Annotated in this window: 18 protein-coding genes; 8 read left to right on the top strand and 10 right to left on the bottom strand. The window is 62.7% G+C overall.

Annotation, left to right across the window (positions count from 1 at the left end):
• The 6 genes from BGN91_RS03530 to BGN91_RS03505 form a co-directional block, all read left to right on the top strand.
• The coding region (locus tag BGN91_RS03530; RefSeq protein WP_292610582.1) for a preprotein translocase subunit SecA at window positions 1-1,847 on the top strand (1,847 nt) is incomplete at its 5' end.
• A gap of 300 nt (window positions 1,848-2,147) precedes the next feature.
• Window positions 2,148-3,353, top strand: coding sequence for an amino acid ABC transporter substrate-binding protein (locus BGN91_RS03525; RefSeq protein WP_292610580.1), 1,206 nt, complete (start codon window positions 2,148-2,150; stop codon window positions 3,351-3,353).
• Window positions 3,354-3,538: 185 nt separating this feature from the next.
• A complete protein-coding gene (locus BGN91_RS03520; RefSeq protein ID WP_292610577.1) occupies window positions 3,539-4,402 on the top strand; it encodes a branched-chain amino acid ABC transporter permease in 864 nt (287 codons plus the stop codon).
• A gap of 11 nt (window positions 4,403-4,413) precedes the next feature.
• Window positions 4,414-5,346 (top strand): branched-chain amino acid ABC transporter permease, encoded by a 933-nt coding sequence (locus BGN91_RS03515; protein WP_292610595.1) that lies wholly within the window; start codon window positions 4,414-4,416, stop codon window positions 5,344-5,346.
• Window positions 5,343-6,077, top strand: a complete 735-nt coding sequence (locus BGN91_RS03510; protein WP_292610575.1) for an ABC transporter ATP-binding protein — start codon at window positions 5,343-5,345, stop codon at window positions 6,075-6,077. Before BGN91_RS03515 ends, BGN91_RS03510 begins: the two co-directional genes overlap by 4 nt.
• Window positions 6,074-6,805 carry an ABC transporter ATP-binding protein gene (locus tag BGN91_RS03505; protein ID WP_292610574.1) on the top strand — a complete coding sequence of 244 codons (732 nt, stop codon included), beginning with the start codon at window positions 6,074-6,076 and terminating at the stop codon, window positions 6,803-6,805. Before BGN91_RS03510 ends, BGN91_RS03505 begins: the two co-directional genes overlap by 4 nt.
• Before the next feature lie 110 nt (window positions 6,806-6,915).
• On the opposite strand, the gene dusA is transcribed toward BGN91_RS03505, so the two are convergent.
• The 3 genes from dusA to BGN91_RS03490 form a co-directional block, all read right to left on the bottom strand.
• A complete protein-coding gene (gene dusA / locus BGN91_RS03500) occupies window positions 6,916-7,968 on the bottom strand; it encodes a tRNA dihydrouridine(20/20a) synthase DusA (protein WP_292610572.1) in 1,053 nt (350 codons plus the stop codon).
• 444 nt (window positions 7,969-8,412) lie between these two features.
• Entirely contained in the window at window positions 8,413-9,111 is a 699-nt protein-coding gene (locus BGN91_RS03495; protein ID WP_292610570.1) for an isoprenylcysteine carboxylmethyltransferase family protein, read from the bottom strand.
• 51 nt (window positions 9,112-9,162) lie between these two features.
• The gene (locus BGN91_RS03490) at window positions 9,163-9,477 is read right to left on the bottom strand and encodes a YdeI/OmpD-associated family protein (protein ID WP_292610569.1); all 315 of its coding nucleotides are present in this window, start codon (window positions 9,475-9,477) and stop codon (window positions 9,163-9,165) included.
• Between the two features lie 392 nt (window positions 9,478-9,869).
• Between BGN91_RS03490 and BGN91_RS03480 the strand changes: the two genes are divergently transcribed.
• Window positions 9,870-10,499 carry a hypothetical protein gene (locus tag BGN91_RS03480; protein ID WP_292610568.1) on the top strand — a complete coding sequence of 210 codons (630 nt, stop codon included), beginning with the start codon at window positions 9,870-9,872 and terminating at the stop codon, window positions 10,497-10,499.
• Window positions 10,500-10,520: 21 nt separating this feature from the next.
• On the opposite strand, the gene BGN91_RS03475 is transcribed toward BGN91_RS03480, so the two are convergent.
• Entirely contained in the window at window positions 10,521-11,729 is a 1,209-nt protein-coding gene (locus BGN91_RS03475) for an MFS transporter (protein ID WP_292610593.1), read from the bottom strand.
• A 31-nt stretch (window positions 11,730-11,760) separates the two neighbouring features.
• A complete protein-coding gene (locus BGN91_RS03470; RefSeq protein ID WP_292610567.1) occupies window positions 11,761-12,204 on the bottom strand; it encodes a VOC family protein in 444 nt (147 codons plus the stop codon).
• A 109-nt stretch (window positions 12,205-12,313) separates the two neighbouring features.
• Here BGN91_RS03470 and BGN91_RS03465 point away from each other — a divergent pair, with 109 nt between their 5' ends.
• A complete protein-coding gene (locus BGN91_RS03465) occupies window positions 12,314-12,772 on the top strand; it encodes a MarR family winged helix-turn-helix transcriptional regulator (protein WP_292610564.1) in 459 nt (152 codons plus the stop codon).
• 223 nt (window positions 12,773-12,995) lie between these two features.
• Here the strand turns inward: BGN91_RS03465 and BGN91_RS03460 are convergent, their stop codons facing one another.
• The 5 genes from BGN91_RS03460 to soxB all read right to left on the bottom strand — a co-directional run bounded on the left by BGN91_RS03460 (window position 12,996) and on the right by soxB (window position 17,316).
• The gene (locus BGN91_RS03460) at window positions 12,996-14,036 is read right to left on the bottom strand and encodes an MBL fold metallo-hydrolase (RefSeq protein WP_292610563.1); all 1,041 of its coding nucleotides are present in this window, start codon (window positions 14,034-14,036) and stop codon (window positions 12,996-12,998) included.
• Between the two features lie 88 nt (window positions 14,037-14,124).
• On the bottom strand, window positions 14,125-14,655 hold the full coding sequence (locus BGN91_RS03455) for a heme-binding protein (RefSeq protein ID WP_292610562.1): 531 nt from the start codon (window positions 14,653-14,655) through the stop codon (window positions 14,125-14,127).
• Window positions 14,642-15,103: a hypothetical protein gene (locus BGN91_RS03450; protein WP_292610560.1), complete on the bottom strand. Its 462-nt coding sequence runs from the start codon at window positions 15,101-15,103 to the stop codon at window positions 14,642-14,644. Before BGN91_RS03450 ends, BGN91_RS03455 begins: the two co-directional genes overlap by 14 nt.
• 9 nt (window positions 15,104-15,112) lie before the next feature.
• Window positions 15,113-15,508: a hypothetical protein gene (locus tag BGN91_RS03445; RefSeq protein ID WP_292610592.1), complete on the bottom strand. Its 396-nt coding sequence runs from the start codon at window positions 15,506-15,508 to the stop codon at window positions 15,113-15,115.
• A 65-nt stretch (window positions 15,509-15,573) separates the two neighbouring features.
• Window positions 15,574-17,316 carry a thiosulfohydrolase SoxB gene (soxB, locus tag BGN91_RS03440; protein WP_292610559.1) on the bottom strand — a complete coding sequence of 581 codons (1,743 nt, stop codon included), beginning with the start codon at window positions 17,314-17,316 and terminating at the stop codon, window positions 15,574-15,576.
• Window positions 17,317-17,570 lie beyond the last annotated feature (254 nt).

Raw genomic sequence — 17,570 nt, 5'->3', positions numbered from 1 at the left:
ACAACATGAAATTTTCCGCCGCGGAAACCGTCCAGCGCGGTCATGCCTTCGCATTGGTCGACGAGGCCGACGCCACGCTGATCGACGATGCCGGCATGCCGCTGGCGCTGTTCGGCCCGCTTGGCGATCACTCGGATTTCTATCAGGCGATCGATGCCGTCATCGCCTCGCTACAGCCCTCGCACTACGAGATCGATTTTCGGCGTCGGGTGGCGTTGACCGAAACGGGGTACAGCGAAGTCGAGCGACGGCTGCGCGAACAAGGACTGCTGAAGGCTTCAACGACGCTGCATGACATCGCATCGATCTCACTGCTCCACCATGTCGTGCAGTCGCTGCGGGCTCACGTCATGCTCGTCCGCGATCGCGACTACGTCATCGAGAACGGCAACGTGACCATCGTCGACGGGCTGACCGGACGACCGATGCCGGGACGACGCTACGACGAAGGATTGCATCAGGCCCTGGAGGCCAAGGAAGGCTGCGCCATCGGCGAGGAAACGCATACGCTCGCCGCGATCACGTTCCAGACCTATTTCCGGCGCTACGCCCGGCTTGCCGGCATGACCGGCACGGCGATAGCCGACGCCGAGGAATACAACGAGATCTACGGCCTCGATGTGATCTCCATCCCGACACACCGCCCGATGATCCGCACCGATGAATCCGTGCTCCACGCCTCCACCGCCGGCAAATTGCGGGCGATCCTGCGGGATTTGGAAGACGCGGCCGCGCGCGGCCAGCCTGTGCTGATCGGCGCGCCAACCATCGAACGATCGGAAGCGCTGGCGGCGATGCTCGAAGCCAATGGCTGGCGGCAGCGCCACGAGCAGACGGATCACGACGCTACAACGCGCACCTTCGCCGTGCTCAACGCCAAACATCACGCCCGCGAAGCCCAGATCATCGCCGCGGCTGGCGCGCCCGGCGCGGTGACCATCGCCACCGCAATGGCCGGCCGCGGCACCGACATCCGTCTTGGCGGCGAACACGCGGACGAAGCCACCCGCGCCCGGGTGATCGCCGCCGGCGGGCTGCTGGTAATCGGCACCGCTCATCACGATCACGGACGGATGGACGAACAGTTGCGCGGCCGCGCCGGACGACAGGGCGATCCGGGACGCTCCATATTCCATGCCTCGCTGGAAGACGAGCTTCTGACCAACGCCGCAATCACCACGCAGCCGGCGGAACAGACCGCACGCATCGCGCCCGCGGTCGGAAGCCGCCTGATCCGCGCCGCGCAGAAGCGTCATGAGATCCGCAGCTTCGATCGACGTCTCGGACTGCTGCGATTCGACACGATCATCCAGCGCCAGCGCGAGGACTTCTACGATTTGCGCCGCAATATCCGCGACGCCAACGATACGCTGACATTGGCAACGCGCCTCCGCCATGAGACGATCGACGATCTGATCGACCGCTTCGCAACGCCGGCCGCCCCATGGGACATCGCCGGACTGGATCACGCTGTCCGGTCGGTCCTGACCCTGGCCGTCGAGATCAATCCGCCATCTGCCGATCCAAAGGCGGCCGCGCAAGCTCTCGCGCAGCATATACGCGCCATGGCCGACCGTTGGATCGACGGCAAGATCGCCCGCATGGGCGAATCCATGTTCGTCGACATCCTTCGCCGGGTGATGATGGCGCTGATCGATCACCTCTGGTCGGAGCAATCGGACCGCCTGGATCATCTCAAGCGCCGGATCGGGGACCGCCGGCTTCCGCCGCACAAGGTCGTCGCGGAATTCCAGCTTGAAGCGTTCGCGCTGTTCGAACGGATGATCGCCGATTTCCGCCGCCAGGTGACCGCTTATGCCATGCGGGTGGGCATCCTTCCGGCCTGACGACCGCTCCGCCTCGTCGAGCGGGGCCTTGTGCTCCCCTCACGGCGGTATCGACGAAAGCCTTACTTGACGCCGGCGCGGGGCGCCCCGAGGGTATCGAGGTGCGCGAAACCGCATCGCCGGGGCGTCGCGGACCGTGACGCGGATTCGGCCATCATCGGAAGTTGGAACCAAAATGCTAGCGCATTGGTTGTACAGGTTTCCGAGGCATTCCATCCAGAACCACTCCCGCCGGGCAACCGATCGCAACCAAACACAAGACCCGAAAAAACGGGCGCCGAAGATGAGGAGGTTAATCACATGCTGAAATTTTCTGGTCTGTCGGGCGCTCTGGTCGCCGCTGCCGTTGCGTTGGCATCAGGTTCGGCTGTGGCAAAGGACATTGTCCTGGGGGCATCCGTGCAGCTCACGGGACCCGTCGCCAATACCGGACGGTATTATCGCGACGCCTACCAGCTCGCCGTCGACAAGATCAACGAGGCGGGCGGGGTCAAGGTCGGCAACGAGACATACCAGCTCGCGCTCAAGCTTTATGACAATCAATCGGACGTGAATTTGAGCGTGCGCCAGTACACCCAACTGGTTTCAAGAGATAAAGTGAATTTCCTGCTCGGGCCGTTCGCAAGCAATTTCGCGCTGGCCGATTCTGCCGTATCGGAGAAGTACCAGATTCCGATGGTCCAGGGCGGCGGCGCTTCCGACCAGATTTTCGCGCGCGGGTTCAAGTATATTTTCGGAACGCTGGCGCCGGCCAGCAACTATTTCGGCTCGACGATAGAGATGATGAAAGGGCTCGACCCGGTCCCGCAATCGGTCGCCCTGCTCTACGCCGACGATGCCTTCGACGTCTCGGTCGCGGAGGGCACGCGGCCCAAGCTGAAAGCGGCGGGATTCACCATCGCCATGGACGAGCGTTACAGCACCAACGCGACGGACTTCAACTCGCTCCTCTCGCAGCTCAAGAGCAAGAACGTCGATGCGGTCCTGGTAGCCGGCCACGAAACCGAAATTCTCAATTTCGTGCGCCAGGCCAAGAGCCTCGCGGTTGCCCCGAAAATGTATTCCTTCACGGTCGGCGTTCCGAGCGAGGACTTCCGCAAGGCTCTCGGCAAAGACGCCGACTATGCCTTCGGCATGGCGGCCTGGCTGCCTTCCGCCGACCTCAAGGACCGCTGGTTCGGCGACGCTGCGCAATTCGCCTCCGCCTTCAAGGCGAAGTTCAGCTATGATCCGGACTATCATGCTGCGTCCGGCGCGGCCGACGTCGAGGCATTGGTGAAAGCCATTGAAGACGCCGGCACGATCGAGCCGGCCAAGGTGCGCGACGCGCTGGCGAAAGTGAAGTTCGAAAGCCTTTACGGCCAGATCGAGTTCGATAAGAACGGCCAGATCGATCTGCCGCAGACGGTCATTCAGGTCCAGGGCGACGCACTGGTGGCGATCCAGGGCGTGCACGGCAAAATCGCGCCGCCGAAATATCCGATGCCGGCCTGGAACGCGCGCTAGCGGAGCGGATACGGCAAGCGCGGCCCGCTCGGCCGCGCACCGGAGATGCAAGTATCAAAATGATCTCGCGATTCTGATATTCGCAAGAAGACCCGCCGAAACGGAAATGCAATATTAGAGATTAGAGGCGGACAACTAGAGGCCAATCGCGAACGATCGCAGGCTGAACAGGGGCACGGACGACGTTGGATCTGCTCGGGCAAGTCCTCATCAATGGCGCCCTTCTGGGCGGGCTGTACGCCATGATGGCGCTCGGCCTCGCGCTGGTCTGGGGCGTGCTGAATATCGTCAACCTGGCGCACGGCGCATTCATCATGCTGGGCGCCTATGTGTCATTGTATCTCTTCACCTACGCACATATCGATCCCTTCCTGGGATTGCCGATCACCGCAGTGGTGATGTTCGCGGTCGGGTATGGCGTCCAGAGGGGCATTCTGAACCTGATCGTCCGCGCCCCGATGTTCAACACGCTGCTGATAACCTTCGGGCTGGAGGTCGTGCTGACCTATCTCGCCCAGCTCACGTTCTCGGCAGATTTTCGCACCATCAATCCCAGCTATGCGGGCGACAGCATCGTGCTGGGGCCGGTGGTCCTGCCGCTGGCGCGGCTTCTGGCCTTCGGCGTCGCCATCGCGCTGACGGTCGGCATGTGGCTGTTCCTGCTGCGTACGAGGCTCGGACGCGCAATCCGCGCCACCGCGCAGAACCTGGTGGCTGCCCGCCTTTACGGCGTCGAGCCGCGGCATCTTTACGCCGTCACCTTCGGTATCGGTATCGCGCTTGCCGGAGCGGCCGGTGGCCTCTACGGAACGGTCTCGCAGATCAATCCCTATATCGGCGCGGCGTTGACCGCGAAGTCATTCGCGATCTCGATCATCGGCGGGCTCGACAATCCGCTCGGCGTGATCGTCGGCGGACTGTTCCTGGGAATTCTCGAATCGCTGGCTGCGCTTTATGTCGGGCCGACCTACGCCGACGTGGCGAGCTTCGGCGTGCTGGTGCTGGTCCTGATCGTGCGGCCGACCGGCCTGCTCGGAAAAGCAGCGTGACGGCGCTGCGCATCATACTCATCCTGGCGGCGCTCGCCGTGCTTGCGGCCGTGCCGTGGTTCGGATCCGATGTCCTGATCCAGTTCGGAATCAACGCCCTGCTCCTCGCCGTTCTGGCGCAGGGCTGGAACATCATCGGCGGCTATACCGGCTATGCGTCCTTCGGCAATTCAGTGTTCTACGGGCTGGGCAGCTACGGCGTGGCCATCGCGATGGTGCAGTGGCACCTGCCCTTCGCCGTCGGCCTTGCGTTCGGCGTGGTACTTGCGGTCGCTTTCGCCGTTCTGCTCGGCATTCCGGTGCTGCGGCTGAGAGGGCATTATTTCGCGATCGCGACGCTGGCGCTTGCTCAGGTCATGACCGCGATCGTCTCCAACGTGGAACTGGCCGGCCAGAATATCGGGCTTGTCTTGCCGCCGCTCAACAACGATCGTCTCTTCTACGAGTTGTCCCTTGGGCTGCTGGTGCTGGTGACGCTGACGGTTTTCTGGCTGACGCGCAGCCGCTTCGGTTTCGGATTGATCGCGATCCGCGAGAACGAAGAAGGTGCGGAAGTGATGGGCGTCAATACGACATTATACAAGACGCTGGCGTTCGCACTGTCCGGCGTTTTCAGCGCGCTGGCGGGGGGCATCCATGCCTACTGGGTGACCTTCATCGATCCGGAAAGCGCATTCGATATCAGCCTGAACGTCAAGATGATCATCATGGCGGTGTTCGGCGGACCCGGCACCGTCCTGGGGCCGGTGGTCGGCGCGCTTTCGCTCTCCGCGATCTCCGAATTCCTGTCGAGCGAAGTCACGAGCGTCGCGGGACTTTTCTTCGGTATCGTCGTCGTGGCAGCGGTCGTCCTGATGCCGCGCGGTCTGGCGGACGTGTTTCGGCGATTCCGCAAGACGGGCTGGCGCTATTTCGCTGAAAACATCCGGGCGCATCGGCTATGACCCCGGCGCTCGAAATCAAGCATGTCACCCGCCGCTTCGCCGGCCTGATCGCGGTCAACGATGTCAGCTTTCTGCTGCAGCCTGGAGAAATTCTCGGAGTGATCGGCCCGAACGGAGCCGGCAAGACCACGCTCATCAGCCTGATCAGCGGAACGCTCGCGCCGACCTCCGGCGACGTCCTTTTCGAAGGACAATCTCTCACCGGCATGCCCGCCTATCGGCGCGCCCGGCTCGGCATCGGGCGCACGTTCCAGATCATGCGGCCGTTTCCCGGCCTGTCTGTCCTGGACAACGTCGCCGTCGGCGCCCTTTTCGGTCACGGCGGAGGCCACGCGAGGCTCGCGAAAGCCCGCGAGCAGGCCCGTGCCCAGCTTGATTTCGTCGGGCTGGGCAAGTTCGTCGATCAACGCGCGGACGAGTTGGGAGGCCCCGGACGCAAGCGGCTGGAACTGGCAAAGGCTCTTGCGATGCAGCCGAAGGTTCTGCTTTGCGACGAGGTCATGGCCGGGCTGAACCTGGTCGAGATCGACGAGGTGATCGCGGTGATCCGCAAGGTCCGTGATACCGGAATCAGCGTTCTCGTCATCGAGCACGTCATCAAGGCGATCAAGAGCCTGTCGGATCGGCTGCTGGTCTTGCACCATGGCGAGAAGATCGCCGACGGCGAACCCGACAGCGTGCTTGCAAACCAGACGGTCGTCGAGGCGTATCTCGGCAAGAGGCGGATATGAACGCGAAGCCGGCGGTCAGGGAGCCTCTGCTTGACGTCCGTGCAATCAGCGCGGGCTATGGCGGAATGCCGGTCCTGCACGACGTCGCCCTCACGATCTATCCGGCAGAGATCGTGGCGCTGGTCGGCAGCAACGGTGCGGGCAAAACCACCTTGCTGCGCACGCTGTCGCGCGTGCTGTCCGCAACCGGCGGCATCGTCATGAACGGCCATGACCTGATGCCGATGACCTCCGATCAGGTCTTTGCCGCCGGACTGGTCCAGGTTCCGGAAGGTCGCCAGCTTTTCGATCGCATGAGCGTACAGGACAACCTGCTGATGGGCGCCTACAGGCGAACCGACAGGGCTGCCGTCGCCCGCGACCTCGATCGGATGTATACGATGTTTCCGCGCCTGTCGGAACGGCGGCGGCAGCTCGCGGGAAGCATGTCGGGCGGCGAGCAGCAGATGTGCGCCATGGCGCGAGGCCTGATGGCGGCGCCGGTCCTGCTGATGATCGACGAGATGAGCCTGGGACTGGCGCCCGTTATCGTCGAACAGTTGATGGACGTCCTGACTACGATCCGCGACGAAGGCGTAACGGTTCTGCTGGTCGAGCAGGACGTCAACCTGGCGCTGTCGACGGCGGATCGGGGCTACGTGATGGAAACCGGCCGCGTCGTTCATAGCGGCCCGGCCAAGCAGCTTATCGATGATCCCGAAGTGCGGCGAGCCTATCTCGGGCTTTGATCGGCTGGTTTGGCCTGGAAGAGCTTTCGCCTCGATCGATTTTATCGATTTCGCCCAAACCAACCTTGCGTCGGATTGAATCCGGTCAGCCATAACGACGCTCCCGCCCGCTACGCGTACTCGGATTTCTCGTCAGTTATCGATGCGGAATAAGTGCAAGGCTCGTCCACCAGCGCAATGGCCTCGCGCAGCACGTCGAGGCCGGCGCCATCCTTCACGCCGTTCTCGGCGAGATGGCGCCGAAATGCCCGTGCGCCCGGCACGCCATGAAAGGCGCCGACAAAATGCCGGGTGATGGAATGCAATCGCACGCCGCCTGCCAGTTGATCCTCGATGTAAGGCATCATGGCCTCTAACGCGCGCTTCATGGTGGTGTGCGCCGCCGCCTCGCCGAACAGTTCGGGATCGACCTTCAGCAGACGCCATGGCTCCTGATAGGCGGCGCGGCCCAGCATGACGCCGTCGACATGCGCCAGATGTTGTTTCGCTTCTGAAAGTCCGCCGATTCCGCCGTTGATGATGACCGGCATGTCGCGCTGCGATGCCTTCAACCGATAGACTCTATCGTAATCGAGCGGCGGAATATCCCGGTTTTCCTTCGGGGACAGTCCTTCAAGCCACGCCTTGCGTGCGTGAACGATGAGGGCGTCGACTCCAGCGGCCGTGATCTTGCGCACGAAGGTATCGAGGCTGGCCTCAATATCTTGGTCATCGATTCCTATTCTGCACTTCACGGTGACCGGAACGGACACCGCGCGCTTCATAGCGTGGACACCTTCGGCAATCAGATCCGGCTCAGCCATCAGGCAGGCACCGAACCGCCCGTCCTTCACCCTGTCGGACGGACAGCCGACGTTCAGATTGATTTCGTCGTAGCCGAAATCCTCGCCGATGCGCGCGGACACCGCGAGATCCTCTGCGCGCGATCCGCCAAGCTGCAGCGCGACCGGATGTTCGACATCGCTGAACCCCAGCAAGCGTTCCCGCGCGCCGTGAATGATCGCTCCGGTGGTCAGCATCTCCGTATAGAGCAGCGCGTTGCGCGTCAGCAGACGATGGAATACCCGGCAATGCCGATCGGTCCAATCCATCATCGGCGCCACAGCGAAGATCGGAGGCTTAAAATACCTCGTTCTTTCTTTTTTATCAGTCTGTTGCGTCATCTGACGTATGACTCGTTCGCGCTAGTTCCGGACCAAAAACGGCGGCTTCGGTAGTAGATCGCTCCAATGGACCACATCTCATCCCGTGGACCAGGTCGGGACGTGGGACATCGACACCATCACGGCACGCAAGCGAAAAAGACGGCATGGGCTATCAAGCACGCGTGCGGGTGATGCGGGATAGCCAGACGTACCACGGGACGGAGACCTTTGACAGGCGGCCGGCCACAACCGCTTGGATAAAACAGCGCGAACGGAAGCTCGCGAAACCGGGCGTGATCGATCATGTCAAGTCGGGCGGGTCCAACCTGCGAAAGCTATCGATCGCTACACCGGGAAATCCATCGAGGAAATCGCTCGCACAAAAGCCGGGAAAAAAACCCAGCCGCTGGCAACAGATCGGAAGTCGCGCTTCCTCGCACGGGTCGCGGAACATCTTCACGCTCACCAGATGCCCGGCACGAGCCGGAATCGCGTGTGGCGCGCATAGTCGGCATAGCCGTCAAGCGCTGCGCGGAGCAACGCATCTTCCCAGCTCGTTCGCAGGATCAGGATGACGATCGCGAAAGCGGCCGGGATCAGCGCCCACCATGACGCAAGCGAAAACGCCATACCGACGAATAGCATGATCGCGCTGACATAGCCTGGATGTCGCACGACCTTGTAAGGCCCGGAGGTGATAACGTGGTGACCGCGTTCGTGCTGGATGCGTACGCCGGGCTCAAAGAAGCGATTGACCGCTTGAGCCCATGTGCCGAGCGCGATGCCCGCGGCGATCAGGATGTAGCCGAAGACAACGATCGAGAACGGGACGGACGACCAAAACATTCTGCCCGCGTCCAGTGTAGCAACCGGAATCTCCGCGACCATCGCGGGCAGCATCAATGCAAGCAGGATGCGGTCCCAACGCTTCGTGCCCGACTGGAAGCGGCTGCGCGCCCGATAGATTATGGGGTTCACGCGCCAAAGGACCAGCGCCGATATGCCATAGACGGCAATGAGAAAGATGACGAAGAACCATCCCGGTGTCCAGTCGAGCCGGCCGACCGGCAGGAATACCAAGGTAAGCAACGCCAGCGGCAGACCGATCGCGTAGGCGACCGCGGCCGTGCCGGACATCGGTTCGGGTTCGGTAACGGTCATCTGTCCACATTCCTTTCCTGGGAAAAAGAAGGGACCGTTCGCTCGCATCGGTTATCGCCGCTTCTTCCCCTGCTGATCGATCAAGACCGCCTGTTGCCATCGGCTTGGCGCTTTGTCGGTGCGGTGAATGCAGCCCGCCCAGCAGCAGGGACGTTTCTTGCCCTCCAACAGTTCGTCGCGGGTTCGCTCGATGCGACGTTGGCGCGTCTTCGGTTGCTTTGCATCATCCACCCAGCAGATGAATTCATTGCGACCGAGCGGCGTCAGATTTTCCCACAGCACAAGAACCTTCGGATCGGATCGCAAGGCTGCCTGAAGGTCTTCGCCTGCTTTGTGAACGGTGCCATGCGGAAAGGTGTTTGCCATGCAACCTCCAACAATACGGCCAGCTTGAAGCACGTCAGTCGATGATCTCGGCACTCCAGGTCGCTGCATTCAGCGTAGCCGCAAAATACACCCGGGACAGCGGCTTGCCTTCGATAAAGTTGGACTGGACCTGTGACGATCAGATCTCCGGGCCTCAGATCGGCAGTGGTTCCGTGGAAGAACGATTGTGAAACATGCTGACAGTCGACCCCCTGCTCCCCTGATTTTCATCGAGGGCTGTCCTGCGTCATCACCGCGTTCTCGGGAATCCCGCGTCGCTCATTAAGCCTCATCAATGGGGCTGCTGATAGTTGTCCTGCTTGAGTCGCAAGTACGCGGCGCCGGCGTTGAGTCGCCCGTCAAAGAAGGCTGCCTTAAGACCGCCTTCCGTATTGATGCCTTCGACCGGCGGGAGCGGCTGCGCGTCGGAAGGCCTGGTTCGCAAGTTTGAACAGGCTCTTCGATCAGCGTCCCCTAAGGGGAAAATACGTCTGCCGGTTGCCCATGGCGGGCTGGCGATCGCCGACCGCGACGCCAACCGGTTGTTTCAGGCGGCGGTGACACGGATGCAGCAGGAAACGACGGTCGGCTCCATTCCGGTGCCGGCAATCGGCGACAACGCTGAATTCGTCGTTCACCTGCTGCCGCTGCGGCGGGCCGCCCACGACATCTTCGGCGGCGCCGATACCCTCATTATCGCCACCCCGATCACCCCCACCGCGCTGGTACCGTCCGCCAGTCTTCTCAATGCCCTGTTCGATCTGACACCGACGGAAGCGCGGCTGGCAACTGACCTCGCCAGCGGATTGACCCTGGCCGAGTCCGCAAGCAAGAACGGCGTGACGACCAAATCCGCGCGCACATATCTTGAGCGCATCTTCCGCAAGACCGGCGCGCACAAGCAAGGTCAACTCGTGGCGATGCTGAAAACCGTGCAGCCGCTGGTGACGCCGCCGGCGGACCCGAATTCAATGGCGGGGTCCCGCGCTGGTCCGAACGCTGACGACCATATGAAGTCCTGAGTCGGTCTCAAGCACCGGACTTTACGCCACCGCCATCTGCCCGCTTCTTCCCGGGAACGGCCTGAAGGCCATCAGGATCAGCATGGCCACGAGCCCCATACCCCACGAACAGACATACAGCGGCGCGTAGCTGCCGAAACGGTCGTAGATCAGCCCACCCAGCAGCGGGCCGATCGACATTCCGAGGCTGCCGGCCATCGCCGTGCCGCCGATGATCGTGCCCATCATCCGCAGCGGAAAATTCTCCCGGATGATCACGGCGTAAAGCGGCATCGTGCCGGCATAGAGGAAGCCGACCACCACCGCCACGGCATAGAAGCCATCGAGACGGTCGACGAAAGCATAGGCGAGCACGCCGAAGGCCTGCGCCAGCAGTCCGACCGCCAGAACGCGTTGCGCGCCGAATCGGTCTCCTGCGACGCCGAAGCCGATACGACCGAACATGCCGGAGAAACCCTCGATGCTGTAGATCGACACTGCCGCTATCATCGGTATGCCGCAGGTCACCGCATAGCTCACGGTGTGGAAGATCGGGCCGGAATGAGTGGCGCAGCAGAAAAAATTCGCCAGCATCAAGATGATGAATTGCGGCGAGCGGACCGCCTGCCTGACGGTCATGTCCGATTGCGGCTCCCCCGCAGCCATCATTGCCCCTCCGTCCTCCAGCGCCGGGGGCCGGCGCACCAGCAGCGCCGCCGGAACCATCAGCGCGGCGACGAGAACGGCGATAATCAGCATCGAACTCCGCCAGTCGTGAATCGAGATGAGCCAGGCCGCCAGCGGCGCCATGGTCATCGGCGCCATGCCCATGCCGGCAGAGACCAGCGACACGGCAAGACCGCGCTGCGTGTCGAACCAGCCGGTCACGCAGGCCATCATGGGCGCGAGGACGGCGGCAGTCGATGCGCCGACCAACAGGCCAAACTGAAACTGAAACGCGATCAGCGATTCCGCCCGGCTGGCGAGCGCCAGGCTCGCCGCCAGCACGACCGAACCCACAAGCACCACCGGGCGCGGGCCGAACCGGTCGGAGAGATTGCCCCACACCATGCTGGCGACCGCCATGGCGAGAAAACCGATCGTCATGGTCGTGGATATGCCGGTGACGGACCACCCGGTCTCCTGCGACATCGGACGCAGGAACACAGGCAGCGAGAACATGGCGCCGATCGCGACGCAACCCAGAAGGCCGCCCGCCGCGACGATCACCCAGCGATAGGGACTGTTCATGCGATTGGCCCGGCGCTCCCGGAGCATGCGTTCAGCCCTGCTTGGGTTTCCAATCCGCCGACGGAATGACATTGATCATCCAGGGGACGCCGAATTTGTCCATCAAAGTGCCGAAGCCGGGCGACCAGAAGGTCTCGCTGAACGGCATGACGGCCTTGCCGCCTTCGGATAGTTGATCGAACCAGCGGCGCGCCTCGGTCATGTCCTGGGTGTGCAGCGTGACGTCGAAGCCGTTCTTGGGCTTATCGATGTTGGATGCCCATTTGACGTCCATATCAGCGCCCATCAGCGACTGATCGCCGACATCAAGCCAGCAGTGCATCAGCCAGGTCTTGTATTCGTCCCCGACCGGCATACCCGGCGGCGCATCGCTATAGGGTATGGCCGCCTTGATTTTTCCGCCGAGAACCTTGGCGTAGAATTCGAATGCCTCGCGGCACTGCCCACGGAAGCTGAGGCTTGTCACGATCTTCATGATTGTCTCCTTGCCTATAGGCCCTGACTCACATCGACGTTGATTGACGACCACCCATATAAGTTGATATCAACGTAATGTGGCCGGAGAATGGATGTCAACCTGACAGATGCAAGTTCCTTTCGAAACCACCATTCCGGTCCGCGACAGCTGCCTGTGCCTGCATGCGCAGAGAGCAGCGCGGGCGATCGCACGCCGCTTCGATGTTGCGTTGAAACCGGCAGGCATCACCAGCGGTCAGTTCTCGCTGCTGATGTCGCTCAACCGGCCGGAACCGCCGAAGCTCAGCAGCGTGGCGGCGCTGCTGGCCATGGACAGGACGACGCTGACCGCCAATCTCAAGCCGCTGGAGCGTCGCCGCCTCATCAAGACGGCGGCGGATTCAACCGACGCACGCGCGCGCCTGCTCCGGCTGACACCGGCCGGTCGGGCCGTTCTGGCCAAGGCCGTGCCGATCTGGCTGCATCTTCATGCAGAGATCGAAAGAGAGCTGTCAGATCCGGACGGCCTGCGCGCCGAACTCAATATCCTCTCGAAATCCGGCGACCGAAACGGTGTCGCCAAGTAATGCCGGAAACGACCGGAGCGCGACCCTCGCCCAGAGCGTTTTCAAGCGAAGGGCTACCGGTTCGCGTAAAGAAAACGCGTCAAATCAAAAACATAGGGCTCCGCTTCTGATTCCATCAGAAGCGGAAAGGCTCTCGACCCGCGAGGCTTCCTGATCCGAACGCGCTGGAAACCAATCTGCATCGCTATCGCCGACGCACGCGCGCCCGATCGCGTCCGCTCGATCAGCCTGCGACCACCGGTCCGCCGGCTTTCTTCCAGGCGTCGATCCCGCCCTCGATATGGGCCGCGTTGGTCAGGCCGGCCTCCTTGGCCGCGGTGACCGCCATGGCCGAGCGCTCTCCGAAAGCGCAGAAGAACACGATGCGGCGTCCGGTTGCGGCCGCCACTTCGCGCAGCATGCCGCCGGACCTCAAGCTGTCCGCGATATCCGGATAGGGCGCATGCAACGCGCCGGCCAGCGTGCCGCTCTTGGCGCGCTCATGAGTTTCGCGGAGATCGACCAGCAGGACGTCGGGCTGGCCGAGCCGGGCAATCGCCTCGCGCGGCGTCAGCGCAAGGCCCTGTTTCGCCAGGTCGTCCTGCCTGAGGCCGACATGCATGTTGGCGGGGATCACCACGTCCATCAGTTTCGGGTTCGGCAGTTTCAGGTTGTTCATCAGTTCGACGTATTCGTCGATCGAGCGCACCTGAAGCCGCGGGTTGTGGCGCTTCTCCTCGCCGATGGTGGAGACCGTGTCGCCCTTGTAGTCGTGCGCGGGGAACACCATGGTCTCGTCGGGCAGTTTCAAAAGCCGGTTGAAAATGGAATCGTACTGCGCCCGCGCGCTGCCGTTCTGGAAGTCGGTGCGGCCGGTGCCCCGGATCAGAAGCGTGTCGCCGGTGAAGACGCGGTCGCCCATCAGGTAGCTGTAGGAATCGTCGGTGTGTCCCGGCGTGTACATCACATCGAGGCCGATGCCCTCGATCGTGAGCTTGTCGCCGTCGCTGACGCGCATCGAGACCACGTCGGCTTTGGTCTGCTCGCCCATCACGGTGACGCAATGGGTTCGATCGCGCAATTCGCCGAGACCGGTGACGTGATCGGCGTGAAGATGGGTATCGACGGCCTTCACGAGCTTGAGGTCCAGTTCGCGCAGCAATTGGCAGTAACGGTCGACCTTCTCGAGCACCGGATCAAGAATCAGCGCCTCGCCGCCGGCGCGGCTTGCCATCAGATAGCTGTAGGTTCCGGAGACGCTGTCGAAGAGCTGGCGGAAAATCATGATCGTACGACCCTGAATGCCGGTGCAAATTTTTCTTGCCCGGACGGTATCGTAGCAATTTATGCTGCTTGCGAGCGATTACAACGGGTCAGAAATCCAGCTTGTCGCGGATCGCATCCAGCCCCGCTCGCGCGCAGGCCTCGTCCTTGTCGCCGCCGGGGGCGCCCGAGACGCCGATGCCGCCGACCAGCGTTCCGCCGGTTTCGATCATCACGGCGCCGGCCAGCATCGCAATATGCGGCAATCGCGCCAGACTCGCATCCATCGTCCCGTCGCGCACCATTTTAGCCAGCTCGGACGTGTCGCGACGAAAACTCAGCGCCGTATAGGCCTTGGCGGTGGCGATGTCGGCCGCGGGCAGGCCGGCATAACGGTCGCGCAGCAGCACCTGCGGCTGGCCGAAGCGATCGACCACGGCCACGGCAACCTGATAGCCGTCGTGGCGGCACTTTTTCATGGCGCTCTGCGCGGCTTCCAGCGCGACGTCCGGCGTCAGCGATTTGTAGGTCACGAGCGCATCGTCGCCGGCATGAGCCGACGAGATCGCTAGCGCGGCCGTCACTGCCGCCGCGAATGCGCGACGCTTCAGCGCGTTCGCTGCACGATCACGGCCGCACATAGCTCCAGCCCTGCTCCTGCAACTCCATCAGCCGCACCATGCCCAGCGGTACGACCGTCGTTCCCGGCAGCAACTCAAGCGGACGGCCTTCCTTCTTCTCCATGCTCTCCTTGGTATTGTTGCAAGCCGAGAACTGGATTTTGCTGGGGGGTGGGATCTTGCTGAGGTTTTTGATGCGCTCCTTCACCGGCGAGGTATCTTCGCGCAGCATGTGGAGGCCCGGTCCGCATGCCATGATCTCGACGACTGCCGCCTGGTTCACGCCCTGATAGTACCGGATCACGTCGGTGGCGTTGGTCAGCGCGAAGTCCATGGTATGTCGATCGTTGGTGTCGACCTGGATTACAAGGTGGTGCTTCGCCTCATCGGCGAAGCCATTCGCGGCGAATGCGAGCAACGGGCCGGCAGCGGCGACGAGAAGACCGAGAAGGCAAAGAAATCGGCGCATAACAACTCCCTATGGTCTGACCAGCGTGTAACCGTTTTCCGTAAGCGACAGGATGTGTCCGACGCCGACCTGCACCGGCCTTGCGGACGGGATGATGGCCGGCCGCTTGCCGGTCTCGCGCTCGATGGTGTCGAGCGTATTCACGCAGACGTCGAACCTGACACCCTGCGCCATCAGGCTCTCGACGCGAGCGCGACTGGCATTCTCCGTCCGCAGCAGATCGATGCCCGGACCGAAGGCGACCACTTCGATGGCGATCTTGTCCGGATCGTAGGCCTTGATCAGGTTATTGGCGACGCTGAGCACGAGGCCCTGCTTCTTCGCGTCGCCGTCGGACAATTGCAGGACGACGCGGTGCTCGGCGAAGGGTTTGTCAGGCAGCGGAGCGGGTTGCGCCCGGAGCATGAGCGGCGACAGCGCCAGCGTGAGCGCAGCCGCTGCGACCGCGCCTCTTCGTGTCAGCATGTCGGTCATCCTGCCCAGCCTGGATTGCCCTCGACGCCTTTCACCGTCACGCTATCGCGGCGGACGCTGCTTGTCATGCCGTTACGCAGATGCTTGGCGAAGACGTCCCAGACCGGCGCGCCGTCCTGCTTGTTGACCGAGGCCCAGCCGGCGACTTTATAGCTCTTGCCGGCTTCCAGCGAACGGCCGTCGCCCAGCCTCAGCTCCGAAATGCGATGGCCGGCGCTCTCGGCGGGCGTGCAGGCATACAACAGGCCGCCGACGCGAACCATGTCGCCGCCCTGCTGATAGTAGGGATCCGGATTGAAGAGATTGTCGCAGACGTCTTCCAGAATGTCCTTGATCTGGCCACCGGTCATGCTCTGGACGTAGGTCTCGGGATAGGTGCAGGCGGTTTCCGCGAGCACGTCCTCCATCGTCACGCCCTGTCCGGGCAGCACGCTGGTGCCCCAGCGGAAGCCCGGCGACAACGCTACCTCGGCATCGAACGCCGTACGCAGCGCGTCGCAGATCAGCGTATCCATGGTGCCGTTGAAATTGCCGCGGCGATAAAGCAGGCGGTCCGCGGTCGCGATCTTCTGAGCATAGGCCGCCGCATGAGGCGCGCGCACTTTCTCGATCAAAGCTTCCATCGCAGGATCGGCCTTGATCAGTTCGGAGAACACCGGCAACAGCCGATAGCGTACGTCGCGGACCTTGCCTTTGGCAAGATCGAGGTCGAGCACGCCGAGGAATTTCCCGTTCGAGCCGGCATTGGTGACAAGCGTCGTGCCGCCGGCATTGCCGACAGGAACGGGTTGCGGCACCGCATCATGGGTATGGCCGCCGAGGATGACGTCGATGCCGCTGACGCGGCTTGCGAGCTTGAGATCGACGTCCATGCCGTTGTGCGACAGCAGGACGACCGCATCGACCCTGTCGGCATCGCGCAGCGACCGCACCAGTTTCTGCAGCTCCACCTCGTGAATGCCGAAGGTCCAGTCCGGCGTGAATCGCCTCGGATGAGCGACCGGCACATAGGGGAAGGCCTGGCCGATCACAGCTATGCGGTGGCCGCCGATCTCCTTGATCGTCGCCGGCTTGAACACACGCTTTGAGGCGGCATCGAAGGCCGGCGCGTCGTTGAACGCGGCCTCCTCGGTGAGGAAAACATTCTGCGCCAGGAATTCCCCCTTGAAGCGGGAGAGATTGTCGCGCAGCTTTTTCTCGCCATAGGTGAACTCCCAATGCCCGGTCATCGCGTCGATGCCCAGCAGGTTGGCGGCGTCCACCATGTCGGCGCCGTGCATGACGTTGGCGAGGCCGGAGCCCTGCCACAGATCACCGCCGTCGAGCAGCAGCGAATTGTTCGGACCGGCCTCGCCGCGCAGCCGGTCGATCAGAGTCTTGAGATGGGCAAAGCCGCCGAGCCGGCCGAAGTGCGCGGCCGATTTCTCGAAGTCGAGGCAGGTGAAGGCATAGGCGTCGGCGCTGCCGGGCTTGATTCCAAAACGATCGAGGAAGGCGTGGCCCACCAGGTGCGGCGGCTGTCCGCGCATCGCGCCGATGCCCAAATTGACGCCGGGCTCGCGGAAGTACACCGGCAGCAACTGCGCGTGGGTGTCCGTCATGTGCAGGATGCGCGCATTGCCGAAGCCCGCGAGTTCGTACACCGCGTGATCGTCGGCCGCCCGAGACATGCGTGGCAGCGCCGCGGAAAGACAGGCCGCGCCGGCGGATTTGAGAAGGTCCCGGCGGCGAACAGTCATACGATGAACCCGTCTATCGCAGCATCCTCTCCCGAGCTAAGGCCGGGATGCCTGCTCGCGACGACGGCTCGGTCTGATCTGACGTCCAATCAACGGATCTCCATCTTCCTCCACGCGTCCTTCTGTTCGTTGGACTGGAAGATCGCAGCCTTCGACAGCGTTTCGGATTTTCTGGATTCCGCGACCGCCTTGTCGAAATCGCCGGCGGCTGCGGCGGCCTTGGCATCCTTCAGCGCCGATACCGCCGTGGTCCA

Source organism: Nitrobacter sp. 62-13, assembly GCF_001896955.1.
Lineage (GTDB): Bacteria > Pseudomonadota > Alphaproteobacteria > Rhizobiales > Xanthobacteraceae > Nitrobacter.
Note: the sequence above shows the minus strand (reverse complement) of the source record. Positions and strands in the feature narration are given on the sequence as shown.

What these genes read in the sequence shown, in the direction of transcription:
- BGN91_RS03525 (WP_292610580.1), top strand. Translation starts at nt 2,148, where the DNA reads ATGCTGAAATTTTCTGGTCTGTCGGGCGCTCTGGTCGCCGCTGCCGTT.
- BGN91_RS03510 (WP_292610575.1), top strand. Translation starts at nt 5,343, where the DNA reads ATGACCCCGGCGCTCGAAATCAAGCATGTCACCCGCCGCTTCGCCGGC.
- BGN91_RS03505 (WP_292610574.1), top strand. Translation starts at nt 6,074, where the DNA reads ATGAACGCGAAGCCGGCGGTCAGGGAGCCTCTGCTTGACGTCCGTGCA.
- dusA (WP_292610572.1), bottom strand. Translation starts at nt 7,968, where the DNA reads ATGACGCAACAGACTGATAAAAAAGAAAGAACGAGGTATTTTAAGCCT.
- BGN91_RS03495 (WP_292610570.1), bottom strand. Translation starts at nt 9,111, where the DNA reads ATGACCGTTACCGAACCCGAACCGATGTCCGGCACGGCCGCGGTCGCC.
- BGN91_RS03490 (WP_292610569.1), bottom strand. Translation starts at nt 9,477, where the DNA reads ATGGCAAACACCTTTCCGCATGGCACCGTTCACAAAGCAGGCGAAGAC.
- BGN91_RS03475 (WP_292610593.1), bottom strand. Translation starts at nt 11,729, where the DNA reads ATGAACAGTCCCTATCGCTGGGTGATCGTCGCGGCGGGCGGCCTTCTG.
- BGN91_RS03470 (WP_292610567.1), bottom strand. Translation starts at nt 12,204, where the DNA reads ATGAAGATCGTGACAAGCCTCAGCTTCCGTGGGCAGTGCCGCGAGGCA.
- BGN91_RS03465 (WP_292610564.1), top strand. Translation starts at nt 12,314, where the DNA reads ATGCAAGTTCCTTTCGAAACCACCATTCCGGTCCGCGACAGCTGCCTG.
- BGN91_RS03460 (WP_292610563.1), bottom strand. Translation starts at nt 14,036, where the DNA reads ATGATTTTCCGCCAGCTCTTCGACAGCGTCTCCGGAACCTACAGCTAT.
- BGN91_RS03455 (WP_292610562.1), bottom strand. Translation starts at nt 14,655, where the DNA reads ATGTGCGGCCGTGATCGTGCAGCGAACGCGCTGAAGCGTCGCGCATTC.
- BGN91_RS03450 (WP_292610560.1), bottom strand. Translation starts at nt 15,103, where the DNA reads ATGCGCCGATTTCTTTGCCTTCTCGGTCTTCTCGTCGCCGCTGCCGGC.
- BGN91_RS03445 (WP_292610592.1), bottom strand. Translation starts at nt 15,508, where the DNA reads ATGCTCCGGGCGCAACCCGCTCCGCTGCCTGACAAACCCTTCGCCGAG.
- soxB (WP_292610559.1), bottom strand. Translation starts at nt 17,316, where the DNA reads ATGACTGTTCGCCGCCGGGACCTTCTCAAATCCGCCGGCGCGGCCTGT.